The following is a 23,166-nucleotide window of genomic DNA, read 5'->3' as shown; positions in this document are numbered from 1 at the left end:
GACGCTGCCCCGGCTGATCCTCAGTTCCCGCGCCTGTCGCGCCAACGGCAAGCTATGCGAACGATCAATCATCGCTTTGCGCTCGGCAACAGACCGGCCTTCCCGAGCGCGCCGGCTAAAAAATCATTCGCCAGCGTCAATTCACCGATCTTGGCATGCAACGTCTTCACATCGACCGCAGGTTCGGCTGATTCTGAAGGGCTCTCAGAACCGAATACGCCCGCAGCGCCCTCCAGCAACTGGGTGCGCCAGGTCGTGATCTGGTTGGGATGCACGTCGAACTGCTGCGCCAGTTCGGCCAGCGTCTTCTCTCCCTTCACGGCGGCCAGTGCCACCTTCGCCTTGAATGCCGGACTGTGATTCCGGCGTGGTCGTCTGCTCATCTCTACTCCTGTCAGGCCGCCTTCATGGCCGCCGCAAGGCAGAAAATCCACTTATCCCCCTGTCCAAATTTCCCAGGCCACCTCTCAGACCATCACAACCGCGGCGCTAATGTTATTGGTCGAATCCCCGCAGGGCGGGATGGACGTCCAGCGCTTCGTCACCTTGTCAGCGCCGGATCACAGCGAGCGGCAAGTGCTCGAAGGGGTATTGCAGGTGCTCGCCGATGCACCGAGCGATGCTGAAATCGTGACCTGGATGGGTATGGCCCACGACTTGCCTATCTTGATCAGCGGCTGCGAACGCTATGGCCTGACCTTGCCGCGTGGATGGGCGTGGCTCGCGTTCGGCGGCACCGATCGGCAGCGACATCTCGACCTCGCCCGGATCAAGACCGCAAATATGAAGATGAAGCCGATCCATCTCGCCGAGGTGCTGGCTGCGATGGACATTCCGGGCAAGATCACATGCCCGCCATTCGCCGTGACGGGCTTGATCTATGCCGGCCGCTGGGAAGACGTGCAAAGCGCGTGTGAGATGGACACGGTGTCGACCTCACTCCTCTTGGCACGTTGGCGCAGGCTGACCGATGGCAGAGCGCAGGCGGACGCCGTCGAAGATCGCATACTGCGCCGTGTGATCGAGTTGCGCGCCGGGCGCGGCTACATCGCCGCGCTTGAAGCGCATCGTCAACGGCGGTTTGCGGGCAAACTAACAGAGGCCGCCAATGATGCCGCCGTGCTCGCGCCTTGGCTCGACAGCGACGTCGCTTAAGCTTCTGACGGGCACTACCATAGCTGGTGCCCGTCAACCGGATCAGATTTGCCGCCGCTTCCTCAGCTGTCGTTCGCCAATCGCCCCCCGAAAAAGTGGCAGTTTCCCGGCGGGCTTCTGCTCCCTGATAGCTGCCGCTCTTTCACGCAGTGACTCAGGGCTTCTTCTGGGCCGTGTGTGGACAGCCCTCCGTTGGCAAGGGGTAAATTGAAGTTCCGCATTCCGCTGGTCGACGCGGCCATGTGTCCAGCCTTTGATTTCCTCTGTGTCATTCGCCGCTGGTTAATCTAACACCTTCGGACGAAATGCGCCGTGGTTTCCCTACCGATTTGCCGATGGTAGGACCCGCCATCAACGCTTTCGGCCTGACCGGTGGCCGTGGTTTCCCTACCGATTTGCCGATGGTAGGACCTGTCCTGACTGCGGTGAGGTGACGGGTAGGCCGTGGTTTCCCTACCGATTTGCCGATGGTAGGACCTTCGCGATCGCGGCCACCTGCTGCTTGTAGCCGTGGTTTCCCTACCGATTTGCCGATGGTAGGACTGGGGCAATGGTGCCTTCCCGCCCTGCTCGGCCGTGGTTTCCCTACCGATTTGCCGATGGTAGGACTAGTGTGTCGAAGGCACCATATGCGGCCGAGCCGTGGTTTCCCTACCGATTTGCCGATGGTAGGACATTGAAGGCAACCCTTACGTGTTCCCCGGCGCCGTGGTTTCCCTACCGATTTGCCGATGGTAGGACGATGGCAACAGAACCCGACCGACGGTTTTCGCCGTGGTTTCCCTACCGATTTGCCGATGGTAGGACTGAACGGATATATGCCCCAAGGCTTAGTGCGCCGTGGTTTCCCTACCGATTTGCCGATGGTAGGACCTACGTCACCTGCTACCGCTGTATCTGTTGGCCGTGGTTTCCCTACCGATTTGCCGATGGTAGGACCGTTGTGGTGATTGACCCTGCTACATATCCGCCGTGGTTTCCCTACCGATTTGCCGATGGTAGGACAGGCGCTGGGCGATCCGGATGCGACCGGGAGCCGTGGTTTCCCTACCGATTTGCCGATGGTAGGACCATCAGAGGGCGAGTAAGCAGGTGCGTCATGCCGTGGTTTCCCTACCGATTTGCCGATGGTAGGACACGACCGATAATGTTATCTTCGATTTCGTTGCCGTGGTTTCCCTACCGATTTGCCGATGGTAGGACCACCGCGATGTGCAACGCATGAGAATATGGGCCGTGGTTTCCCTACCGATTTGCCGATGGTAGGACGGGGCGCGTTGGAGAGGCGACGTGCCTCTAGCCGTGGTTTCCCTACCGATTTGCCGATGGTAGGACCAGTGCATCATGCATCTGTGTGACAAGCGCGCCGTGGTTTCCCTACCGATTTGCCGATGGTAGGACAAGCACGCCCTGAATGGCCGCCGCAGTGTCGCCGTGGTTTCCCTACCGATTTGCCGATGGTAGGACTCCGGTAGTGACTGGTCCATGGCGATACCGGCCGTGGTTTCCCTACCGATTTGCCGATGGTAGGACGGCGGCGGGGAGGGCGCGCCAGTCGAACGTGCCGTGGTTTCCCTACCGATTTGCCGATGGTAGGACAACACCGGCTACCGGAGCGCGGCGACCGTTGCCGTGGTTTCCCTACCGATTTGCCGATGGTAGGACATAGTTCATGAGCGTTTCAATGTCATTAGGGCCGTGGTTTCCCTACCGATTTGCCGATGGTAGGACAGCTGCGATGTAACGGATTGGAACTGTTGTGATTTTCGCGGGCAACTCGCCGCCGAAATCACAGCAGGACCATCTGAGAGGCGCCGACCGACTCGGTTTTTGGTGCGTTTCCGAGCATCAATTCCATCCTGCCATACTGCTTGTCCGTCACCTGAAGTGTTCTGACGCTTCCCTCCTTGGGCAAGCTCGAACGCACCCTGCGAACATGCTTATCCACAGCATCTTGCCCCCTACAGACGCGCGCGTAAACTGAAAGTTGCAGCATCATGAAGCCGTCCTTTTTGAGGGATTCGCGAAAGCGATTGGCTCGACGCCGCTGCGGCTTGGTCTTTGTCGGCAAATCGAAGAACACCATCAGCCACATGAAGCGGACCTCCTCTGCTTCCATGACTAGGCCCGCCGGGCCAGCGGCAAGGCTGGCGTGCTGAGCAGGCCAGCATCACGACCTTCAATGGCCCGCACAAGACCCGCCGCTACCGCTTCTGTGGCGGCAAGAATGGTCAGTCGCTCTTCCCCAATTGAGACAGATTCGCCGAGGATGCCCGCCATGTGGCGGCGGTCATCCACATCTAGTTGTGTCCCTGCCGTTTCATTCGCACGCTTTTGCGCCAGGCGATCGACGGAAGGTCGAAAAGGCTCGATCAGATCATCGACGAGATTGAACGGGTTGGTGCGGGATTTGTGATGAATGCCGAATGCCGGAAGCAAGCCTGATGCAGCACAGGCTCGGGCGATAGCTGCCCGAACAACGGCGTAGCCATAGTTGAGGAGGCCATTCTCTCGTGTCTCGTCGTGTCGGCGAAAATCTTCGAACAGCCGAGGCCAGTAAGCACGAGCCGCCTGCGCTTCCAGATTACCGGGATCGCCCGAGCCAACACGAGACGCCATTGCTGATAGAGCCTGCGCGTGGTCATTGCCGATAGCGCGGAGGACTGCCGCCTGGTTTTCGATCTTCGCCTTTACGATCCGCTGCCAAAGTCGTTTCTGGAGCGGGGCGGTCATTCCGATCTGGGCGTGGGCGATTGCCGATTGAGCATGATGCTGATGGAATGAGATCAGCACACCGGCTGGGTGATGCTTGGCGTCGGGCACAATCATCGCGACGCCGTTTTCCGCCAATGCGCTAAGCAGAGAACCGGAAAGCGACACTTGGGGTGTGTCGAGGATGATCCAGGCTACGTCCTCGACCGGAAAGGTCAGTTCTTCGTCCCCATCATCCGGCGCGACGACGATCTGTCGCCTGCGATGTGTCAGTCGGGCGGGGTTGGAGATGTGCAGACCGCGCCACGCCATGTGCGAACCTCCGACTTCACTTCGGAACGATTGCCGAAGCGGTCCACACTGTACTTCTTTATAGTTAACAGTCTCTTTACCCCGATACTCTCTGTCTTCGATCCATTGTCAGTGAGCATTAAACGAGAATTACGGTGGTTTGTGAGGTTGATCGCGCCCGTAGAACGATTCATTCCTTGGAAATACCCTGAAAGTATCTCCCCATCTGGCTTGGTGACTTCCAGAAAGCTTCGTGGATAGATGCTGGTCCTGAACCGGAATGAACTCTCAATTTCAATCCAGTCGGCCTCATCCTTGTAAGCAACCACGGCCCTGGAAGGCGGACGGGACCACTGCTTCTTGTCCATGACCTGGTGCGGATACACAGGCACGACGTAGAACTCGTCTTTGCCGCGCGTGTTGGGTTTACTGAAGATGTCGACTCGAACAATGTCCCCTCGATCGGCAGTGCCTCCGCGAACAGGCACAGAAGGCTTGCCTTTAGTGCTGAGGCGAACCTTTCGGATTTCGGCTCCTGCGGGGGAACGCGGCAAAGCACCAACCGGGCGTCCATCGGCAATCCATTGCCGGATTGCCTCAATCACCGCCTTGTTGCGTTCGGGATCCTTTATTCGCTCAAGGTCCTTTTCTTTGAGATCAGCAACGGCCTTGCGCTCGAACACTACGGGCACGCCATCGCGCTCCTTCACCTGCCGAATGGTCGCAGCATGGCCTTCTCCCCGTGCGCGGCGACGCTCTGGGCGTGCGACGAAAATCGTATCATAGGCTTCCTGCACTTCCCGCCGGAAACTGTGGAAATCTCCCCAAGGCGGTTCGACACGCCGTAACGGTCGGGCAAGGCCGCGCTGTTCCCATTCCTGAAAGCTCTTCGTCAATCGCTGGACTTCCCATTCGCCAACGGCTGCCACGACCAGCGCATCTAGCGCATGATGGCGCGCGTCCTCGACCCTCTTGCCATCGACCTTTTTGAGCGATTCAATGCCCCAAGCGTGACGCAAGGCTGAGGTAAGTGAGCCAGGACGAGTGAACACCCGGCGCGTGCCTCCGCGATCCTGCCTTTGCCCTTCCGGGAAAAACAACTTCACGGCCTCAGCGAGAAGGCGGGCGGCATAGCGTGTGTCGTTAAGGTTGCGGCTGCGGAAGCGTTCTTCGGCCTCCTTGGCGTTCTTCAAGGTGTAATTGCGCTTCTTGAAACCACGGTACTGCTTGTTCGTCTCGATCCTGGTGGCGAATAATTCCCAGCCATCCTCGCCCTCGGTGCGCATGATCCATTCAAAAGGCGTATCCCGCCGCTTGTCTTGGTTGGCGCGTGCAACGCACAGGACCTTGTTGTTGAAACTGTCGTCGCCGAAGCGGGACCAGGGAAGGATGTGATCGACCTGAAAGCTGTTGTCGGTCGCAGCAATCGCACTGGGCGGAATGTGCTCACCTGTATAGGGACATTCGCCAGCTTGTTCTTTCCAGAGCCGATAGCGCAGCAACGTATCTCCGCCGACATCGCCGGGATCAATGCCAAGTTGCTCTGCAGCTTCCTTTCGCTCCCGCTCGCGCTGCGCTGTCGTATCATCGAGACGCTTCTTGATTTTGTTGCGTTCTTCAAGGCTGTTGCCGACATCGCGGGCCAACTCGATATGTACGGCATCGGGCAGACCCCAGCGATTGCGCATTGCCCAAAGTTGCTTCAACCCTTCGGCCAGGGATTTCCGCGCGATGGGGTTGGCGATCTCCGCCCCCATGTCTTTCACGAGCTGGTTAAAGGATTTCTTGTCAACCACCTGTTCTCGCCTCGACCAGCGCGAGGCGGCGTGATCGTAGCCCACTGCCTCACACGCCTGATCGTAACGTAGACCCGCTTCAAGACGCGGAATCAGCGCGCGGGCAGCCTTGGCGGAGATGTGGCCGGCACCTTTGAAGCGCGCGAATGATGGCAAGGCTTCCAGCAGTCGGTCGGACGCCGCTGCTGGCAGGTTGATCCTCTTCAATTCGTCACCGATTGCCTCGGCTGTTTCAAAGAAACTGAGAACATGCGCGATTTTGTCCAGCGTTTCGGGTTGTTCCAGCAAGCTGGCCCATATCTCCTCACCCAGCGCATCGCGCAGCTTCTTCGTGCCGTGCATAGCCTCGCCAGTTCGGGCAGCGATGTCATGGCCTTCATCGTCGGGCTTGATGGCCGTAAAGTGTTGGCCGTCGGGCAAACCGATGCGCTTGCGGATTGTCTTCACCGACAGCTTGGCAGTTGATCCCAGATCGCTGGTAGCAGCCACGAGTTCTTCCGGTGTCAGCGAGCGCTCGCCGTCATCGGTGGCGATACGCAGATTGACAAGGCGGGTTAGTAGCCGGAACTTTTCAAAGGACGGTGAGTGTTTCGCAGCTCGTTTCTCCGTCGGTTCGAACAGGCATAAACCGACAAGCCGTTCGCTATCCTGAAGCGGTCGCTGAAAGAAGGCGGTGTTAACAAATGCTGCTTCCAAGGCGTCGCTTGCCAGTTCATTGCCAAGCTGTCGCTGTGCTTCGAAAAGTTTGCGAACCTCATGGAGAAGGTCATCGCGGCTTTGGGTCCGGTTAAATTGGCCATCCGTATTGCGCTTGCGATCTTTAAACTCCGGATCGCGTGCGAACATCTCGCCCATGGTCCGGTATCGCCCAAGCTTTTCCTTTGTGACTTCCAACGCCTTAAGCATCTTCTGGTCGTCGCCCGAGGTGTTCGCTTCCTTCCGTTTAGCGGCGGATTTGAACCCGCGCCGTTTGGCGATGTGGCCCAGCGCAACGGCCAGCTCAGCAGGTTTCAGGGGCTGATCCAGGCCCCTTGCCCGCAGCTCCCATGGATCGGTATCGGCTCGCTTCAGCGAGTCACGATCATCGCTAGGCAGCAGACCATGTTTCTTGAACAGTCGCCGGATTGTCGCCATGCGCTGCGCCCTGCGCCTAACCACGCGGCGCAGCAGGCGATTACCACGCCTTATTTGGTTGGTCGGTGTCCGTTCCTTATCGGTTTCGGGCACATCGAACATCCAACTGCCCATGGCTTCGATTTCGCCAGTTGAATCAGCTTGGGTCGGGTGACGCAAGACGGCCCAACCACAAGACGCAATTCCGAGATCAATTCCGAAGACTAAACCATTGGATATACGGCTGTTCATTACCTTACCCCCTTCCTCCCAGACAAGCCGCTTGACCCGGAAGCGTCAATAGGCGATTGACGTATCTGGCAAATCGGTAGGGAAGCCACGGTAACAGAGCTTCACTGTGAAGAATGATCAATCGCTTCGGCGGGCCCCGGAAATTTCTTAATTGAAGCGCTGATATTGAGGTTTCTCATATCAAGAATCCCCCGCCAGCCTGCTGGCGGGGGATTTCTTTTTCGAGCACATATGTGACCGAATTTCCTCTGCCTGCGGGATCAATTGAAACGACTGCTTTCGGAATTCGGCGAGAGCGGTCGAATGGCAGAATGTGGGGCGCATTTACGTCTAACGACGCCCCACATACAGAAAGTCTGCTTCCAAAACCTCCGCGCCGAAAAGCAGACGTTCGCCGCCCCCCAATAGCCCGGCATTCGATGTCGAAAGGCCATTATTCACACGTTCATGGCCTAAACGCCCTGGCCGCGTTGATATACGGCAGCGACGTTCCGCATGACGCTCCGCGCTTCACGCGCGACCAATTCCTGTGCCGGGTTCATAATCGGATCGGCCTTCTTCAGCACGGCGTGACGTTTTTCGGCCATTTCCAATTCCCGCTCAAGCGCTACGAACGCCCAATCGGGGACTTTGGCGTCGGCGGAAGCCATAGACGCGATGGTGTCGAGAAACTCGTCGCCAAGTTGCTCTGCGATGGCTGGGACGAATGCCGCCTTCCCCTCTGCATCGACGGTAATCACGCTCGGGCGTTCGGCGATTTGCTCCAGCGCGCGGTTCCATCGAGCACTATTGGCCACATCTTCAATGACTGCCTCGCCCAAAGCTTCTGCTTGATCGAACAGCGTTCTGGCCTCGTCAGCCAGGCGCTCTGCATCGGCACGACGAGCATCAACCAACGCTTCACGTTCATCGAGCACTGCCAGCGCGGCCTCATGCTCCTTCATCTGCGTTTCGCGCTCGCTCGCTATCGCTCGAGCGGCTGCCGCCTTAGCTTCTGCCAGCTCTGCCTCTTGCCTTTCAACCGCAAGCTCGCGATCCAACAGCCTGGCTGCGGCACCGCGGGCCTTTTCAAGAAAGCGAGCGAAGCGCCGCGCAATGTTGGCGATCATCGACTGCCATGGCTGACCATACACAAGCCGTTCGCGCGAAGTCATCTTCCGCTCGTTCATCACGAAGCCCACATCGCCGGCGGGGTGTTGTGCAAGACGAAGATCAGGCCCTGAATCTTCATCGAGCGCGCGTTGAAGGAGAGCAAGCTGGTCAATATGCAACTGACGGTCGCGGTCGATCTGCAGCCGCTCTTCGCGCGCCTGTTCATTTGCGCGGTCGGCTAAGGCGCGGATGGCCCGTGCCTCTTCCATTTTCTGTGAAGCAGCCTGCTCGCGGGCTATTGCAGCCGCGATCGCCTCCTCATGTTCAGCCTCGAACCGATCGAACGTCGCCTCCATAGCCGCGCGGGCAGCAATTGCCTTCGCTCGTTCGCGTTTCGCATCAGCGCGCGCCCGCTCGGTTTCGGCCTTGAGGTGAGCCAATTCTTCTTCCCGCAGCTGCTCGGGCAGCTTCCAATCCGGCCCAGGGATCATTTTGGGCTCACCACGCTTCACGCCATTTAGGCCCATCTGGCTGCGAAGATAATCGAACAATGCGTCCTGAAGTGCCCGTCCCGTGCCGACTGGCGTCGGCGGACAATTGTATTGCCGAGCCAATTCTTTCTGATGACGGCTCATCGTAACCGCCACTTTCTCCTGGTGCTTCGTCGTCTTGACGTACTTCGGCGCGATGAAGAGATCGACGACGTGGCGGCTTTTCTCGTCGCGGTCGACCCGATCCGCGAAGATCGAGTCCGGCCCGAAAACACCTTCGACGAAGGCTCGCGCATGCCGGAGCATCAACGCAGCGTCTTCGCCATCCACCAAGTCCTTGGGGAATTGGACTATCACCTGCATCTCTCTCGCCCGGCACTTAGGTATGAAGGCACCAGCGACGTGCGCGTGGTATAGCATGTTGAGGTCCAGGCCGGTCGTGGTAACCGGTGGGTCCTTACTGATCGCGCGTGACTTGCTGGTCTTATCGAGGCGCTTGCCGTGACGTTCGGCGTGGGTCAGCTCGCCCATCGATAGCTGGTCGACTCGCGCCGCGCCAGCGACGCCGGTTACATCCTTTTTCATATGTTCCTCGAAGACCGCGCGCAAGCGCGACAGAAAAAGCAGAACACGCTCTGCTTTTTTCCCTGCGGAAAAAAAGGCGTGCCAGGGGAGTACCCCTGAACCCCCGGAACGGCACTACGCGAAAGCGCTGCGTGCCGTGGCTTCTCCGCCATGGGGAAGCCGAAGAAGGAAGGGCGCAAAGGGAAAAGAGAGCCACCGCCATAGCGGCGGCGGCTCTCGACAGTCATATCATATCCCATCGACACCGCCCGCCTCCGAAGGGTGCTCGCCCAGCGGCATCTCGTTTTGTTCGCTTTTGCCACCGCCCCCCGGTTTGGCCGGCTCGTCTATCGAGCCATTGGCTTTGGCGACTGGCGGCTTACCCACCATGGCACCTGCCGTGGCCGTCGGACTGCCCCTGCTGATTCCGGGCTCACCCCTGCAACGAGCCGCATTCATCTCGTGCGCGGCGGGCAGAACCGGGATGTCGGTCGTGCCGCCCGTGCTAGCTTCGTCGATTTCGCGCTGTTCCAGCCGACCAAGCAGTCGCTCCTCTCGACGCTCTGCTGCCGCAAGCGCCTTGCTCAGCTCGGCAACCTGCGCGCGCGCCGTATCGCGCTCGGCTTCCACTTCTCGGCATAACGTCAGCAGGTCAGCACGCGCGGATGTCGCGCGGTTGGCCCTGAGTTCCGCGTCGGCAACGCGGAGCCCGGCGGCATGATCGATCACCCCGCCTGCCAACCTAACTGCACGAGTGAAGTCGGCGATGTCTTCGTCAACAAAGCGCTCGAGGGCTGCGCGGCGCGCGGCTAAGACCTCTGCGGGAACCTCGATTTCGAAGACCGCGCCTTCGGCCTCCGCGCGACGTTGCCAGTCATAAACTTTGTCATAGATCTCGCCGCCGGCATGCACCCCAAGCTTCTTGGCGACCCAATTCGGCTTTACCTCACCGATGGTGCAATCGCGATCTTCCCTGACTTCATTTGCTGCTTTGTCCACCATCTCTTGGCGAACCCATTCACTGCTGTCCTTCATGATCAGTCTCGCATTTCGCGAACCGAATGATCCTGCGACACCCGCGATATCGCGGGTGTCGCGGCTTTCGGGGGATCATCCGCGCACGCATTGTAGCTGGCGCGCAAACCGCTGATGAGCGGACGCGCGTATTCTGGCCAACGATGCGATTGTTACGGGGCTACCCAAGCCTCAGGCGGATTAGTGATATATCTGCGCACTAGCATCAAGAGGCGCGCGCAAGACCGCTGCGCCGATTGTTGCCGGTTCCGTACTGCCGCTATCAGCGAGAATAGCAAAAAGCTGATCAGGATCGACGCAAGTCGCTGCGCCGTTCGCGGGCCAGGAGTTAGCCGCTCGAACTCCGAAGCCAGCAGCCGCTTCAGGTAAAGCGCTATCTCGCGCAGCGCCATCCACGCACGCGCTTCATCCGCCGGGCCCGCGGCAGGATCAGCGTGAGCGCTAGAGACGGCGTCTTCATTCACGCCATCATTATAGCGGCGAGCGGAAACATTCCCAAGCAGTTCGCACCGATTCCGATCCGGGATTTCGGTATCGGCTTATTTCGCGAAATTTCTGGGGCGGGTTAACGCGACACCATTGCGTTTTCGCAGCCGCCGAATCATACCTGATTGAGGTGGCCAAGCCGTAATGCCAAGGCATAGGGCCACTGATTTTGAATCGTAGAAATTTTTGTTATCGATCAGTTACTTAGAAGACCTGTTAGGTCTGGCTGGGGCGGCAGGATTCGAACCTGCGCATGGCGGCACCAAAAGCCGCTGCCTTACCACTTGGCGACGCCCCAGCATGGGCTGCGGGCCTTAGCATCGCTTGTGCGAAAATGAAAAGGCCCTTTGCAGGAAAATTACCCGATCAGAAGAGACGCTTTACCCAGCCATGCGGATCTTCCGCTTCGCCGCGCTGGATCGCGACCAGCCGCTGGCGCATCCGCTGGGTCATCTGCCCCGGCCCGCCCCCGCCGATGGTGAAATCGCCGTTGGTCGATTTAACGGTACCGACTGCCGTTACTACTGCGGCCGTACCGCACGCGAAGGTTTCGCGCAGGCGGCCGCTTTCGGCATCGCTGCGCCACTGATCGATGGCATAGGCTTCCTCTCGCACCGCAATCCCTTCGTCCTGCGCTAGTTTCAGGATCGAATCGCGAGTGATGCCGGGCAGGATCGTACCCTTGAGCGGCGGCGTCACCATGGAGCCGTCATCCATCACGAAGAACAGGTTCATGCCGCCCAGTTCCTCCACCCAGCGATGTTCGGCAGCGTCGAGGAACACGACCTGATCGCATCCCTGACGGATCGCCTCCGCCTGCGCGACCAGACTGGCCGCATAGTTGCCGCCGCACTTGGCAGCGCCCGTGCCGCCGGGCGCGGCGCGGCTGTAATCATCCGACACCCAGATGGTGATCGCGGGCGTTCCGCCCTTGAAATAGGCACCGACTGAAGAGGCGATGACCATGTAGAGATATTCCCTGGCCGGGCGCACGCCCAGAAAGGTCTCGCTGGCGAACATGAAGGGGCGCAGATAGAGCGAGCCGCCTTCCATCGTCGGAATCCAGTCCTTGTCGATCTCGACCAGCTTCGCAATCGATTCGAGGAACAGCTCTTCGGGCAGTTCGGGCATCGCCATGCGCTGCGCCGAACGTTTGAAGCGCGCGGCATTGGCATCCGGGCGGAACAGTGCGGTGGCACCGTCGGTCAGGCGATAGGCCTTCATGCCTTCAAAAATTTCCTGCGCGTAATGGAGCACCGCGGCAGCCGGATCGAGCTCGACCGGCGCGCGCGCCTGAATCCGCGCATCGTGCCAGCCCCTGTCCTCGCTATAGCGGATCACCGCCATGTGATCGGTGAACACCTTGCCGAACCCCGGATCGGCGATTCGTGCCTCCCGCTCGCTTCCTGGAACCGGGGCGGCGTTGGGCTGAATATCGAAAACCGGGGTATCCGAACTGCTCATTTCGTACCTTTTCGCATCGAAACTGCCGTGCGGAAACATAATGCGCGGCAATGGTTGCCGTGGGGTAGAGCCGATGGCAAAACCCGTCAACATGCCTGCTTCCACTCCTTCCGAACCGTCGCGCGGCGCTTCTCCGCTGTTCCTGCGTGAACCCGAAATCCGGCGCGGGATTGAACTGCTGTTTTTCGGCTACAGCCATCTCGGCCGCACGCTGGATGAACGACTGGCAGAGGAAGGTCTGGGCCGCGCCCATCACCGCGCGCTTTATTTCATCGCGCGCCAACCCGACCTGACCGTGGGCGAGCTGCTGCGTCTGCTGGCGATTACCAAACAGTCGCTGGGCCGCGTTCTGAACGACCTTGCCGATCGCGACCTTATGGAGACGCGGGCGGGAACACGCGACCGGCGGCAGAAGCTGCTGCGCCTGACCGATAGCGGTCGCGCGCTGGAGGCGCAGTTGTTCGAGGCGCTGCGCCGTAAGCTGTCGGCGGCCTATTCCAGCGCCGGGCAGGAAGCGGTCGGCGGATTCTGGGCAGTGCTAGAGGACCTGATCCCGGAAAGCGAGCGCGCGCTGCTTCCCGAAACCGATGCAAGCAACGCCCGATCCACCGGGCAACGCTAGGGCGGATCGCCATTCAGCCCTGATGGCCTGCAAATGGCGGCTTTCCGCGATTCCGGTGCTCACGTACCGAAAGTACGCTGCGCGCCGGGTCACGCAAATCCTCCATATTGTTCTACGAACGTCTACGACTCCGTCACATCGTCTTCTGAGTGGCGATCCGTCCTGAACGCGACGCCTCAGCCGCGCGCGGCGGCGGCCAGTTCGTGGTTACGGTCGCGCGCCGCGGTCAGCGTCTCGATCAGCAGGTTCTTCAGCGCTTCGTCGCGGTCGAGCACGTTCATGCCTTCGCGTGTCGAACCGCCCGGACTGGCGACGCGGTCGGCCAGCACACCCGGATTGTCATCGGCATCCGCCGCCATCGCCGAGGAGCCGTTGACGGTCGCGGTGGCAAGCCGCAGCGCCTGATCCGGCTCCAGCCCGACCGCAACGCCCGCATCGGCCAGCGCGTCGATAAAGCGGAACACGAAACCCGGCCCGCACCCCGAAAGCGCGGTGACGGAATCGAACAATTCTTCCTTGTCGATCCATTCGACCAGGCCCAGCGAGTCCATCAGCGCACTCGCGGCCTTGCCCTGCGCACTGCCCGGTGGAACGCCATGCAGCGCCACCACGCCCTTGCCCAGACCGACCGGCAGGTTGGGCATAACGCGTACCACCGCGCCCGCATCGAACCGCTTCGCCAGCGCCGCAACCTCAACCCCGGCAAGGATGGACAGCAGCAGCGGCACGCCCTGTACGCGCGGCGCCAGGCTTTCCGCCACACCATCGAGCATCTGTGGCTTCACCCCCAGCATCAGCGCATCGGGCAGACCGTCCTCCGGCGGCGACTGCAAATGACGCACACCTTCAGGAATTTTTGGCGTACCGGGGTCGATGACCGTCACCTGATCGGGCGACACATCGCCGCTTGCGACCCATTGGCGCAGCATCGCGCCCGCCATGTTGCCACAGCCGATCAGCCAGATTTTTTCGGGGATATCAGAAATTATGCTTCTCCCTGCGTGTCGATTAATGCGGATTCAATCGCTTCGGTCGGGCTTTTTCCGCCCCACAAAACGAACTGGAACACCGGGTAATAGCGTTCGCATTCATCAATGGCCGATTCGACCAGCAGTTCCGCCTCCTCCAGCGTCATGCCCGCACTGTCGCCCGCTCCCATCATCGCGGCATGGCGAAACAGCAGGATGCCGCTCGACGACCACAGCTCGAAATGGCCGATCCACAATTGTTCGTTGATCCGGCCCAGCGTCTCGTAAATCGCACTGCGCTGCCCCTGCGCCACGCGGACATCGGGGAAAGCCAGAAACTGCAGAACGCTGTCTTCCTCCCGCCAGATGGCGCGGAGTTCATATTCGGCCCAGCTACCCTTTACCTTCGCGACGATTTCTTCATCTTCGCGGCTATAGGTCCAGTCATGCGCCGCGAAATAGCTTTCCAGCATATCGATGGGCGCGGCACTCTCGTCCCGGTCAAACGCCGTTTCGTCGAGCATGAAGTCCTTTCCCTTTCGCCATCAAATACCGGGCGATGCTGCCAATTCGGGAAGGTCGGCACAAGCAAAGCCCGCCGATTCAATCCAAAAAGCTGTGGATAAGCCGGTCAGGACTTGGCAGTGTCCGGTTTCGATTTGGCTTTGACCGCCGGTTTCGCTGCCGCTTCCAGTGCTTCGATTCGTGCCTTCAGCGCATCAGCCTCGTCCCGTGCGGCAGCGGCCATGGCCTTGACGGCTTCAAATTCGTCTCGGCTGACGAAATCCATCCCGCCGATCCACTCGCGCGCACGCTCCCGCGCGGCGCTTTCGCCTTCACGCGCCATGCCGGCGATGGTGCCGGCGGCCCCGTTCATCATCTTGACGAAATCGTCGAAAAGGCGGTTTTCGGACTGCATGTACGTATCTCCGTTCACAAGGCGATTTGGGTACTCGCCGCATGCGGGACAAGGGTTGCCGCATCCGGGTTCATCGCATGCACCTGATACAGCAGAATTCCGGCAAAGACGATCCACGCCAGATAGGGCACCATCAGCCACGCCGCGACCGAGCGAATGCGCCCGAACCACAAGGTCGTGAGCAAAGCAAGCACGAACACCACCACAATCAGTATCAGCGCGGCGATAACGGCGTGATAGCCGAAAAATACCGGCGTCCAGGCGAGGTTGGCGATGAACTGCAACCCGAAGAGCAGAATCGCCGGACCGCGCCAGCGCGACCCGCGCGCATTCAGGATCATCGCGAGCGCCAGCCCCATCAGGATATAGAGCACCGTCCAGACCGCGCCGAACACCCATCCGGGCGGCGTAACCGACGGTTTGGCAAGCGCCATGTACCAGGCATTTTCACTGCCGCCGGGAAAAAGCCTTGCCGATGCGAATCCCAGCAACAGGATCAGCGGCACCGTCACCACGGCCCAGCGGAAATACGCCCCCCACAACTGCCCCTTCGACGCGATCTCGCTCAAGCCCAGCTCCCTTTCCGGCCCGATATGGCGGACGGGCATGTTGCCGATGCTGAACAAGGATGCAAGCGCCCAAACGAGGCAAAGGCAGGACGAGCGTCCCTCAACGGGGCGTATCGGGAAGGTCGGCGCAAATCAGGAATTCGACATTTCCTTCCGGCCCGGTGATCGGGCTTTGTGTGATTCCGCGCACTTGCCAGCCGATTCCGGTCAGCCAGTCGCGCACCTCTGCGCATACGCGTTCATGCACGGCCGGGTCGCGCACGACGCCGCCCTTCCCCACTTCGTCCCGCCCCGCCTCGAACTGCGGTTTGATAAGAGCGGCCAGCGTCGCGCCGGGCGCGGTAAAGCGCAGCGGCACCTCCAGCACCTTGGCCAGCCCGATAAAGCTGGCATCGCACACGATCAGGTCGGCCGGTTCGGGAATATGGTCGGGCGTCAGGATACGCGCGCTCGTCTTTTCATGCACGATCACGCGGTCGTCCTGCCGCAGCTTCCACGCAAGCTGGTTGGTGCCGCTGTCCACCGCATAGACCCGCGCCGCACCCTTGCTCAGCAGCACATCGGTAAAGCCGCCGGTCGAGGAGCCGACATCGATGGCAACCTTGCCGGTCGGGTCGATCCCGAATTCCTCCAGCGCGTGCGCCAGCTTGATGCCGCCGCGCGACACCCAGGGATGATCGCGCCCGCGCACATCGAGCAGGGTGTCCTCAGGCAGTTGCTGCCCCGCCTTTTCCACCTTGCGGTCGCCCGCGAACACCAGCCCCGCCATGATGAGCGCCTGCGCGCGCGTCCGGCTTTCCACCAGTCCGCGATCGACAAGCATCTGGTCCGCGCGCATCTTTGCCATGACAACTTCCCTGCCCGGTCATCAGCGCATCTGCAAGTCGCCACTTGGGATCGCGCGCATCCGGTGCTAGGCGCGCGCCATGCTCAACCTCAACGGCATTCAGGTGCGCCTTGGCGGACGCACGATCCTGGACGGTGCGACCGCCGCATTGCCGCCGCGTTCGCGGGTCGGCCTGATCGGGCGTAACGGCGCGGGCAAATCGACACTGGTGCGCGTCATCGCCGGGCATCTGGAGGCGGATGCCGGTTCGGTCGACATGCCGAAGGGCGCACGGCTGGGCTATATCGCGCAGGAAGCACCGGCGGGCAGCGCGACGCCGTTCGAAACCGTGCTCGCCGCCGATGCCGAGCGCGCGGCGCTGATGGAAGAAGCCGAACATTGCGTCGATCCCGACCGGCTGGGCGAGCTGCACGAACGGCTGAACACCATCGACGCCCATGCAGCACCTGCGCGCGCGGCCAAGATTCTGGTCGGACTGGGCTTTGACGAGGCAATGCAGCATCGCAGCCTCGACAGCTATTCGGGCGGCTGGCGGATGCGTGTCGCGCTTGCCTCCCTGCTCTTTTCGCAACCCGATGTGCTGCTGCTCGACGAACCGTCGAACCACCTCGACCTCGAAGCGGTGATGTGGCTGGAGGATTTCCTCAAAAGCTATCGGGCGACGATTCTGGTCGTCAGCCACGAGCGCGACTTCCTCAACAATGTCGTCGATCACATCCTGCATCTCGAACGCGGCAAGCTGACACTCTATCCCGGCGGCTATGACGCCTTCGAGCGGCAGCGCGCCGAACGCGTGGCGCAGATCGAGGCCGCGCGCGCCAATCAGGAGGCGCAGCGCAAGAAACTCGCCGACTATATCGCGCGCAATTCCGCCCGTGCCTCGACCGCCAAACAGGCGCAGTCGCGCGCCAAGGCGCTGGCACGGATGCAGCCGATCGCAGCGATGGCGGAAGATCCTTCGCTGTCGTTCGGCTTTCCCGATCCCGACGAACTGCGCCCGCCGCTGATTACGCTGGACATGGCAGCGGTCGGTTATGGCGCAACACCGGTGCTCAAACGGCTCAACCTGCGGCTCGATCCCGACGACCGGATTGCACTGCTGGGCCGCAACGGTAACGGCAAGACCACGCTTGCCCGCCTGCTCGCCGCACAGCTTGCGCCGATGGAAGGCGATATGAACGCGTCGGGCAAGATGCGGGTCGGCTATTTCACCCAGTATCAGGTCGAGGAACTGGACAGCCGCGACACGCCGCTCGACCATATGACGCGGCAGATGCGCGACGCAAAACCCGCCGCCGTGCGCGCGCAACTGGGCCGGTTCGGCTTTTCGGGCGACAAGGCGACGACGAAGGTCGAAAAGCTGTCGGGCGGCGAGCGCGCACGACTGGCGCTGGCGCTGATTACCCGCGATGCACCGCACCTCCTCATCCTCGACGAACCGACCAACCATCTTGATGTTGATGCGCGTGAGGCGCTGGTACAGGCTCTGAATGCCTATTCGGGCGCGGTTCTGCTGGTCAGCCACGACCGGCACATGCTGGAAATGACCGCCGACCGGCTGGTGCTGGTCGATGACGGCACGGCGCGCGAATTTGACGGCAGCCTGGACGACTATATCGCGCTGATCCTGTCGAGCGGCGCGCCGAAGGACGGCGACGCGGCCAACAAGATCAGCAAGAAGGAGCAGCGCAAGGCCAATGCCGAGGCGCGCGAACGCTTCCGTGAACTGTCGAAGCGGGTAAAGGTGCTGGAGACACAGACCGAAAAGCTGACAAAGGAACGTTCGGCGCTCGACCGCGCGATGTTCGATCCGGCCAGCGCGGAGCCGTCACTGGCAAAGCTGACGATGAGCGACCTGATGAAACGCCGCGCCGATGTCGAGGCAAAGCTGGAAGCGACCGAAGCCGAATGGATGGAAGCCGCCGAGGCGCTGGAAGCCGGGCAGGAAGCAGCCTGAACCGCCGGTTCGTCACATTCCCGACGGCTTCAGCGACTTCAGATATTCAATGCGATGCCGCAGCACATCGGCGCGGCAGGCATAGAAATGGATGACCTGCCCCTCGCGCCCGAAATAGCCGGTCTGCCAGGCGCTGCAGCTTTGGTCCTTGAACTTGATCCACAGCCGTTGCTCGTTCAGCAATGCAGCTTTCGTTTCCGCGTCGAGCGACGGATAAACCTGTTTCCAGACGCGGTTGAGTTCGCCGTCCAGCCGCGTCACCTCCGCCGCGCCGCAATGTTGAAAATCAAGGTTGGTCTGCGCTTTATCCATGCATGAGGCACGCGAAGCCGCCTGCGGTGCGGGTTGCACCGCATTTAGCAGCAGCGCCAGAGCGGAAATCATCATTTTCTGCCTTCTCCCATGCTTTCAGATAGCGCCCGTCGCATAGGATACAGCAGAGAGGTCAAAACGCTGATGGGTCATCCATCAGTCTGCGCAATCAGCTACAATCAGAGCATTTCCCACGCACCTCGATCACCGGGCGCTCTGGTGAAAAGCCCGCTTTTTCGGCAGCGACGCGCACTGTACGGGTAATGGTGTCATCATCGATATGCGTGGTCTGACCGCACGTATCGCACACCAGAAAAATACAATCGTGCAGACAGTCGGGGTGCGCGTTGGCGATATAGGCGTTTTCGCTTTCCACCCGCCGGGCGAGGTTCGATGTCACGAACAGGTCGAGGATGCGATACACGCTGTTGGCGGCGACGCGGCGCCCTTCCCGCTTCGACACTTCCTCGGCAATATCATAGGCCGATGCCGGGTTATCGAACGACGCCAGCGCCTCGAACACGCGTTCGCGCATGGCGGTCCATTGCTCGCCCGCCTTTTCCAGCGTCATCTGCGCCGCATGGGTCAGGGCGGCGCCGCTATGTTCATGATGATCGTGACCGTGCATCCCACCAAGGTAAGCACAGTTAGTGCGCGCAGCAAGCTCCCGACCCGGCACGCCGGTTCAGTTCATGTCCCGCGGCGAGAAAAGTGACGCCCAGCAGCGTGAAAATCGTCTCTTCCGGACCATGCGGAATGCTGAGCGCTCCGGCCATCACGCCAAGTCCGAACGCGCCGAACACGAGCGGCAGCATCTGCCCGTGCGTCAGGATGCCGCGCCCCAGGCCGATTACACCCAGCACGATCGCCAGCGCCAGCCCGGTTTCGTGAATATGCGGATCGAGCAGCGCTCCCGCCGATGCCAGCAGCGCGAGCAGGACCGCACTTGCGATGCAATGGACCAGACACAGCCCGCTGAGCGCGATCGCAATCCGGTCGATGCGCGCGTCGATACGGCTCCAGATGCCGACCGGGGATGCCAGGGTGGTCATGACGGCTTTCGGTATAGGCAGCTCCGCTTAAAGGTACAACATAACATTTCATGTTCGCGTCATCTCGATGCACTGGCATCTGCGCACAGGCTTGCGTAAAGCGGACAGCGTGCTGCAATCGACTCATATCCCCGTAACGGCGCGGCCAAAGGCCATTGCCAACTGGCTGTTCTTCGTCGCCGCGCTAATCGTCGCGATGGTGGTGGTGGGCGGCGTCACCCGGCTCACCGAATCCGGCCTGTCGATCACCCAATGGGATCCGATCAGCGGTATCATCCCGCCGTTAAGCCACGCCCAGTGGCAGGCGGAGTTCGCGCATTACCGCGAAATCGATCAATATGCCGCGATCCATGCGGGGATGACGCTCACCCAGTTCAAGGGCATTTTCTTCTGGGAATATTCGCACCGGTTGCTGGGCCGGTTCATCGGCATGGCATTCTTCATCCCGCTGGTCTGGTTCGCGATCCGGCGTCAGATCCCGCGCGGCTATGGCTGGCGTCTGGTCGCGCTGCTCGCGTTGGGCGGATTGCAGGGGGCGTTCGGCTGGCTGATGGTACGCTCAGGCTTGCAGCCGGGTATGATCGAGGTCAGCCATTACTGGCTGGCGATCCACCTGATCACCGCATTGTTCACCATGGCAGGTATTTTGTGGACCGCATTCGACCTGCGGCAACTGTCGACCAATCCGCTGGCGCGCCCTGCGGTGCTGCGTCCGGTCGCCATCACGGTCGGCCTGATCCTGCTGATCCAGCTCATCTATGGCGCGTTCATGGCGGGATTGCGCGCCGGGCTCGTCACAGATCAATGGCCGCTGATGAACGGGCATTTCTTTCCTTATGCGGAGTTTTCCAGCCATCCGCTGGCCGACGCACTGTTCAACGATCCGTATACGGTGCACTTCATTCATCGCTGGTGGGCCTGGGTAACGCTGGGCGCACTGGTCGTGCTGGCGCGCAAGGTACGCGGTATTCGTCGCTCGGCATCGGTCGCCGTGCATAGTCTGATCGGCATTCAGATCCTGCTCGGCATCGCGGTGGTGATGGCGGGCGTACCGATCTGGCTGGCGGCATCGCATCAACTGGTCGGCGCACTGCTGGTGGTGGCGACAACATGGTGCGCCCACCTGCTGGGCGAACGGGGACGCAGAACCGTATGAGCGACACGATGATGCTGGTGCATACGACCTTTCCCGACGCCGCCACCGCCAAGGCGGTCGCCCGCGAACTGGTCGAGGCACGCTTTGCCGCCTGCGCCAATGTCATGGCGCCGTGCCAGTCCATCTATCATTGGCAGGACGGTATCGCCGAAGACCCGGAAGTGCCGGTGCTGTTCAAAACCGCCATTCCGCTGACCGACAGGCTATGTGCGCGCCTTACCGCGCTGCACCCCTATGACGTGCCGGTCATCGAACACTGGATCGCCCACGCCGCTCCTCCCGCCATCGCCTGGGTCCATGCTTCTACCGGCGCCTGATCCGGTCCCTGCCCTGTCCCGCCCGGCCCCTGCGCCTGCCAGCGCAGAGGCAGGCGTTTTCGCGCCGCCGCTGGACCGCACCCTGATCTACCGCACCGAAACCCGCTTTCGGTTCGGCACAGAACATAACAGCGTTCATCTGGTCCGCCGGATCGTCTTTCATCGCGCACAAAACGGCTATGTCGCCGAAATGACACTGACCGATGCAGGCGGCACCGCGCATGACAAGCGCAGCGCACTGTTCGCAGCGGGCGTCAGGCCGCTGACCGGCAGCGTTATCCGCTATCACCTCGACGCCGGTGGAAAAATTCTCTCCGTAGAAGACCGCGCCGAACTGTGGCGCCGCTTTTGCGACGGTATCGTATCCCGCTTCGACGGTGTGGAATCCCCTCGCAAGGCAGACGCACCCGCGATCCGCGCGCGGATGCTGGCGCTGTCCCCGGCCCAGCAGCGCATGATGCTGGGGTCATTGCTCAGTTCCGCCTATGATGTCGCCGCCACTGCGCGCGGCGTCCACCCGACAGAGGATGTTTCCCGTCCCACCCTCTCTTATGAACGCCAGAAGGCGGCGCTGACGGGAACGCGACGAAGCTGGATGGACGGCAAGCTGCTGACCGTCGAAACCAGCGTGTCGGGAGACCTGCGCACACCCGACAAAACGGGGCATCCAGTCGACGCGCATCTGATCATTACCACCCAGCAGGAAATCGATCCCGCCACCGCGCTGATCGTACGGCGCACGAACACGAAAACCACTGCAATCGACGGGCTGGAACAGGTTGAAACAACGGTGGCGACGGTCTCCGAACAACCATAAGGTACTATAATACCCGTTCGCTATTGCCCGGTTTCGCTTGACTTAACAGCAATGTTCCGCCAAACGGCCGCCATCGACGCCGTCCCGTTGGGCGGCGTTTACTCGTTCAACCCTGATAGCAAGGTCGAAAAGCCCATGAAGGCGCTGATGAAGACCACCAAGTCGGCCAAGCCGCATGAGGTGGAAAAGAAATGGCATATCGTCGATGCCGAAGGCCTGGTGGTCGGTCGCGCAGCGACGATCATCGCCAATGTTCTGCGCGGCAAGCACAAGCCGAGCTTCACCCCGCATGTCGATTGCGGTGACAATGTCATCGTCATCAATGCCGACAAGGTGAAGTTCACCGGCAAGAAGCTGACGCAGAAGATGTATTACAAGCACACCGGTTATGCCGGCGGGCTGAAGGAAGTGCGCGCCGACAAGGTGCTCGAAGGTCGCTTCCCGGAGCGCGTGCTGGAAAAGGCCATCGAACGGATGATCCCGCGCGGCCCGCTTGGTCGTCAGCAGATGCGCAACCTGCGCATTTACGCCGGTTCGGAGCATCCGCATGAAGCTCAGAACCCCGAAGTCCTCGATATCGCGAGCATGAATCGCAAGAACAAGGTGGGCGCCTGATGTCCGATAATCGCCAGTCTCTTTCCGATCTGGGCAAGCTGACCGAGGGTCAGCCCGCTGCCCAGCCCGCCCCCGACGCGCAGGTCGCGCCGGATGCCGACACGCCCGTGCGCGAAACCGCGCCGCTGCGTGAACAGGAAGTCGATCAATATGGTCGCGCCTATGCCACCGGTCGCCGCAAGGATGCGGTCGCCCGCGTATGGCTGAAGCCCGGTTCGGGCAAGATCACGATCAACGGCCGCGATCAGGCCGTGTATTTCGCACGCCCGACGCTGCGTCTCGTCATCAACCAGCCGTTCGACATTACCGAGCGCCGCGGTCAGTATGACGTGGTCTGCACGGTCAAGGGCGGCGGCCTGTCCGGTCAGGCCGGTGCCGTCAAGCACGGCATCAGCCAGGCCCTGACGCGCTACGAACCCGCGCTGCGTACCCCGGTCAAGCAGGCAGGCTTCCTGACCCGCGACAGCCGCGCGGTCGAGCGTAAGAAATACGGCAAGGCAAAGGCCCGCCGCAGCTTCCAGTTCTCGAAGCGCTAAGTCGTTTCTTCATCGAAACGAAATTCAG

22 protein-coding genes, 1 tRNA gene, 1 pseudogene and 1 CRISPR repeat array are annotated in these 23,166 nt (G+C 61.0%); of the genes and pseudogenes, 8 read left to right on the top strand and 16 right to left on the bottom strand.

Annotated elements, in window-relative coordinates; translation table 11 throughout:
• A pseudogene (locus tag FHR23_RS12360) lies at positions 1 to 383 on the bottom strand (transposase); the annotation flags it as partial.
• A 109-nt stretch (positions 384 to 492) separates the two neighbouring features.
• On the opposite strand from FHR23_RS12360, the gene FHR23_RS12355 reads away from it, so the two are divergent.
• Positions 493 to 1,155: a hypothetical protein gene (locus tag FHR23_RS12355; RefSeq protein WP_184004385.1), complete on the top strand. Its 663-nt coding sequence runs from the start codon at positions 493 to 495 to the stop codon at positions 1,153 to 1,155.
• A gap of 309 nt (positions 1,156 to 1,464) precedes the next feature.
• Positions 1,465 to 2,886: a CRISPR direct-repeat array (repeat unit 36 nt; unit sequence GCCGTGGTTTCCCTACCGATTTGCCGATGGTAGGAC).
• A gap of 58 nt (positions 2,887 to 2,944) precedes the next feature.
• On the opposite strand, the gene cas2 is transcribed toward FHR23_RS12355, so the two are convergent.
• The 7 genes from cas2 to FHR23_RS12320 all read right to left on the bottom strand — a co-directional run bounded on the left by cas2 (position 2,945) and on the right by FHR23_RS12320 (position 12,451).
• On the bottom strand, positions 2,945 to 3,274 hold the full coding sequence (cas2, locus tag FHR23_RS12350) for a CRISPR-associated endonuclease Cas2 (RefSeq protein WP_184004383.1): 330 nt from the start codon (positions 3,272 to 3,274) through the stop codon (positions 2,945 to 2,947).
• 2 nt (positions 3,275 to 3,276) lie between these two features.
• Entirely contained in the window at positions 3,277 to 4,179 is a 903-nt protein-coding gene (gene cas1 / locus FHR23_RS12345) for a type II CRISPR-associated endonuclease Cas1 (RefSeq protein ID WP_184004381.1), read from the bottom strand.
• The gene (cas9, locus tag FHR23_RS12340; RefSeq protein WP_184004378.1) at positions 4,137 to 7,319 is read right to left on the bottom strand and encodes a type II CRISPR RNA-guided endonuclease Cas9; all 3,183 of its coding nucleotides are present in this window, start codon (positions 7,317 to 7,319) and stop codon (positions 4,137 to 4,139) included. The genes cas1 and cas9 overlap by 43 nt, the downstream gene beginning before the upstream one ends.
• A 452-nt stretch (positions 7,320 to 7,771) precedes the next feature.
• A complete protein-coding gene (locus FHR23_RS12335; RefSeq protein ID WP_184004376.1) occupies positions 7,772 to 9,487 on the bottom strand; it encodes a hypothetical protein in 1,716 nt (571 codons plus the stop codon).
• 228 nt (positions 9,488 to 9,715) lie between these two features.
• Positions 9,716 to 10,501, bottom strand: a complete 786-nt coding sequence (locus FHR23_RS12330; RefSeq protein WP_184004374.1) for a hypothetical protein — start codon at positions 10,499 to 10,501, stop codon at positions 9,716 to 9,718.
• 709 nt (positions 10,502 to 11,210) lie between these two features.
• Positions 11,211 to 11,285: transfer RNA gene (locus FHR23_RS12325), tRNA-Gln, on the bottom strand.
• A 68-nt stretch (positions 11,286 to 11,353) separates the two neighbouring features.
• On the bottom strand, positions 11,354 to 12,451 hold the full coding sequence (locus FHR23_RS12320; protein ID WP_184004372.1) for a branched-chain amino acid aminotransferase: 1,098 nt from the start codon (positions 12,449 to 12,451) through the stop codon (positions 11,354 to 11,356).
• A gap of 73 nt (positions 12,452 to 12,524) precedes the next feature.
• On the opposite strand from FHR23_RS12320, the gene FHR23_RS12315 reads away from it, so the two are divergent.
• Positions 12,525 to 13,073 carry a MarR family winged helix-turn-helix transcriptional regulator gene (locus FHR23_RS12315; protein WP_246359859.1) on the top strand — a complete coding sequence of 183 codons (549 nt, stop codon included), beginning with the start codon at positions 12,525 to 12,527 and terminating at the stop codon, positions 13,071 to 13,073.
• Positions 13,074 to 13,249: 176 nt separating this feature from the next.
• On the opposite strand, the gene proC is transcribed toward FHR23_RS12315, so the two are convergent.
• The 5 genes from proC to FHR23_RS12290 form a co-directional block, all read right to left on the bottom strand.
• Complete coding sequence (gene proC / locus FHR23_RS12310) at positions 13,250 to 14,059, bottom strand: pyrroline-5-carboxylate reductase (protein WP_184004444.1); 810 nt, start codon at positions 14,057 to 14,059, stop codon at positions 13,250 to 13,252.
• Entirely contained in the window at positions 14,059 to 14,565 is a 507-nt protein-coding gene (locus FHR23_RS12305) for a type III secretion system chaperone family protein (RefSeq protein WP_184004370.1), read from the bottom strand. Before FHR23_RS12305 ends, proC begins: the two co-directional genes overlap by 1 nt.
• 107 nt (positions 14,566 to 14,672) lie before the next feature.
• Positions 14,673 to 14,960, bottom strand: coding sequence for an accessory factor UbiK family protein (locus tag FHR23_RS12300; protein WP_184004368.1), 288 nt, complete (start codon positions 14,958 to 14,960; stop codon positions 14,673 to 14,675).
• 14 nt (positions 14,961 to 14,974) lie between these two features.
• Complete coding sequence (locus FHR23_RS12295) at positions 14,975 to 15,529, bottom strand: TspO/MBR family protein (RefSeq protein ID WP_184004365.1); 555 nt, start codon at positions 15,527 to 15,529, stop codon at positions 14,975 to 14,977.
• Positions 15,530 to 15,629: 100 nt separating this feature from the next.
• On the bottom strand, positions 15,630 to 16,376 hold the full coding sequence (locus tag FHR23_RS12290; protein ID WP_184004363.1) for a TlyA family RNA methyltransferase: 747 nt from the start codon (positions 16,374 to 16,376) through the stop codon (positions 15,630 to 15,632).
• Positions 16,377 to 16,455: 79 nt separating this feature from the next.
• Here FHR23_RS12290 and FHR23_RS12285 point away from each other — a divergent pair, with 79 nt between their 5' ends.
• The gene (locus tag FHR23_RS12285) at positions 16,456 to 18,333 is read left to right on the top strand and encodes an ABC-F family ATP-binding cassette domain-containing protein (protein WP_184004361.1); all 1,878 of its coding nucleotides are present in this window, start codon (positions 16,456 to 16,458) and stop codon (positions 18,331 to 18,333) included.
• A 12-nt stretch (positions 18,334 to 18,345) separates the two neighbouring features.
• Here FHR23_RS12285 and FHR23_RS12280 read toward each other — a convergent pair whose 3' ends face one another.
• The 3 genes from FHR23_RS12280 to FHR23_RS12270 all read right to left on the bottom strand — a co-directional run bounded on the left by FHR23_RS12280 (position 18,346) and on the right by FHR23_RS12270 (position 19,697).
• Complete coding sequence (locus tag FHR23_RS12280) at positions 18,346 to 18,720, bottom strand: lysozyme inhibitor LprI family protein (protein ID WP_184004359.1); 375 nt, start codon at positions 18,718 to 18,720, stop codon at positions 18,346 to 18,348.
• A 94-nt stretch (positions 18,721 to 18,814) separates the two neighbouring features.
• Positions 18,815 to 19,273: a Fur family transcriptional regulator gene (locus FHR23_RS12275; protein ID WP_184004357.1), complete on the bottom strand. Its 459-nt coding sequence runs from the start codon at positions 19,271 to 19,273 to the stop codon at positions 18,815 to 18,817.
• A 19-nt stretch (positions 19,274 to 19,292) separates the two neighbouring features.
• Positions 19,293 to 19,697: a MerC domain-containing protein gene (locus FHR23_RS12270; protein WP_184004355.1), complete on the bottom strand. Its 405-nt coding sequence runs from the start codon at positions 19,695 to 19,697 to the stop codon at positions 19,293 to 19,295.
• A gap of 91 nt (positions 19,698 to 19,788) precedes the next feature.
• On the opposite strand from FHR23_RS12270, the gene FHR23_RS12265 reads away from it, so the two are divergent.
• The 5 genes from FHR23_RS12265 (at position 19,789) to rpsI (ending at position 23,138) form a co-directional block, all read left to right on the top strand.
• Complete coding sequence (locus FHR23_RS12265; protein ID WP_246359858.1) at positions 19,789 to 20,853, top strand: COX15/CtaA family protein; 1,065 nt, start codon at positions 19,789 to 19,791, stop codon at positions 20,851 to 20,853.
• Entirely contained in the window at positions 20,850 to 21,170 is a 321-nt protein-coding gene (cutA, locus tag FHR23_RS12260; protein ID WP_184004351.1) for a divalent-cation tolerance protein CutA, read from the top strand. Before FHR23_RS12265 ends, cutA begins: the two co-directional genes overlap by 4 nt.
• On the top strand, positions 21,151 to 21,987 hold the full coding sequence (locus FHR23_RS12255; RefSeq protein ID WP_184004349.1) for a hypothetical protein: 837 nt from the start codon (positions 21,151 to 21,153) through the stop codon (positions 21,985 to 21,987). Before cutA ends, FHR23_RS12255 begins: the two co-directional genes overlap by 20 nt.
• Before the next feature lie 135 nt (positions 21,988 to 22,122).
• Complete coding sequence (gene rplM / locus FHR23_RS12250) at positions 22,123 to 22,602, top strand: 50S ribosomal protein L13 (RefSeq protein WP_184004441.1); 480 nt, start codon at positions 22,123 to 22,125, stop codon at positions 22,600 to 22,602.
• On the top strand, positions 22,602 to 23,138 hold the full coding sequence (gene rpsI, locus FHR23_RS12245) for a 30S ribosomal protein S9 (RefSeq protein ID WP_184004347.1): 537 nt from the start codon (positions 22,602 to 22,604) through the stop codon (positions 23,136 to 23,138). The genes rplM and rpsI overlap by 1 nt, the downstream gene beginning before the upstream one ends.
• The last annotated feature ends 28 nt before the right edge of the window (positions 23,139 to 23,166 follow it).

It is taken from the genome of Stakelama sediminis (assembly GCF_014199335.1).
GTDB lineage: Bacteria > Pseudomonadota > Alphaproteobacteria > Sphingomonadales > Sphingomonadaceae > Sphingomonas > Sphingomonas sediminis.
The sequence above is the reverse complement of the archived record's forward strand: the minus strand, read 5'-3'. Positions and strand labels throughout refer to the sequence as shown.

What these genes read in the sequence shown, in the direction of transcription:
- FHR23_RS12305 (WP_184004370.1), bottom strand. Translation starts at nt 14,565, where the DNA reads ATGCTCGACGAAACGGCGTTTGACCGGGACGAGAGTGCCGCGCCCATC.
- FHR23_RS12320 (WP_184004372.1), bottom strand. Translation starts at nt 12,451, where the DNA reads ATGAGCAGTTCGGATACCCCGGTTTTCGATATTCAGCCCAACGCCGCC.
- rpsI (WP_184004347.1), top strand. Translation starts at nt 22,602, where the DNA reads ATGTCCGATAATCGCCAGTCTCTTTCCGATCTGGGCAAGCTGACCGAG.
- cutA (WP_184004351.1), top strand. Translation starts at nt 20,850, where the DNA reads ATGAGCGACACGATGATGCTGGTGCATACGACCTTTCCCGACGCCGCC.
- rplM (WP_184004441.1), top strand. Translation starts at nt 22,123, where the DNA reads ATGAAGGCGCTGATGAAGACCACCAAGTCGGCCAAGCCGCATGAGGTG.
- FHR23_RS12335 (WP_184004376.1), bottom strand. Translation starts at nt 9,487, where the DNA reads ATGAAAAAGGATGTAACCGGCGTCGCTGGCGCGGCGCGAGTCGACCAG.
- cas1 (WP_184004381.1), bottom strand. Translation starts at nt 4,179, where the DNA reads ATGGCGTGGCGCGGTCTGCACATCTCCAACCCCGCCCGACTGACACAT.
- FHR23_RS12300 (WP_184004368.1), bottom strand. Translation starts at nt 14,960, where the DNA reads ATGCAGTCCGAAAACCGCCTTTTCGACGATTTCGTCAAGATGATGAAC.
- FHR23_RS12355 (WP_184004385.1), top strand. Translation starts at nt 493, where the DNA reads ATGTTATTGGTCGAATCCCCGCAGGGCGGGATGGACGTCCAGCGCTTC.
- FHR23_RS12270 (WP_184004355.1), bottom strand. Translation starts at nt 19,697, where the DNA reads ATGACCACCCTGGCATCCCCGGTCGGCATCTGGAGCCGTATCGACGCG.
- FHR23_RS12315 (WP_246359859.1), top strand. Translation starts at nt 12,525, where the DNA reads ATGGCAAAACCCGTCAACATGCCTGCTTCCACTCCTTCCGAACCGTCG.
- FHR23_RS12255 (WP_184004349.1), top strand. Translation starts at nt 21,151, where the DNA reads ATGCTTCTACCGGCGCCTGATCCGGTCCCTGCCCTGTCCCGCCCGGCC.
- FHR23_RS12290 (WP_184004363.1), bottom strand. Translation starts at nt 16,376, where the DNA reads ATGGCAAAGATGCGCGCGGACCAGATGCTTGTCGATCGCGGACTGGTG.
- FHR23_RS12285 (WP_184004361.1), top strand. Translation starts at nt 16,456, where the DNA reads ATGCTCAACCTCAACGGCATTCAGGTGCGCCTTGGCGGACGCACGATC.
- cas2 (WP_184004383.1), bottom strand. Translation starts at nt 3,274, where the DNA reads ATGGAAGCAGAGGAGGTCCGCTTCATGTGGCTGATGGTGTTCTTCGAT.
- cas9 (WP_184004378.1), bottom strand. Translation starts at nt 7,319, where the DNA reads ATGAACAGCCGTATATCCAATGGTTTAGTCTTCGGAATTGATCTCGGA.
- FHR23_RS12330 (WP_184004374.1), bottom strand. Translation starts at nt 10,501, where the DNA reads ATGAAGGACAGCAGTGAATGGGTTCGCCAAGAGATGGTGGACAAAGCA.
- FHR23_RS12280 (WP_184004359.1), bottom strand. Translation starts at nt 18,720, where the DNA reads ATGATGATTTCCGCTCTGGCGCTGCTGCTAAATGCGGTGCAACCCGCA.
- FHR23_RS12275 (WP_184004357.1), bottom strand. Translation starts at nt 19,273, where the DNA reads ATGCACGGTCACGATCATCATGAACATAGCGGCGCCGCCCTGACCCAT.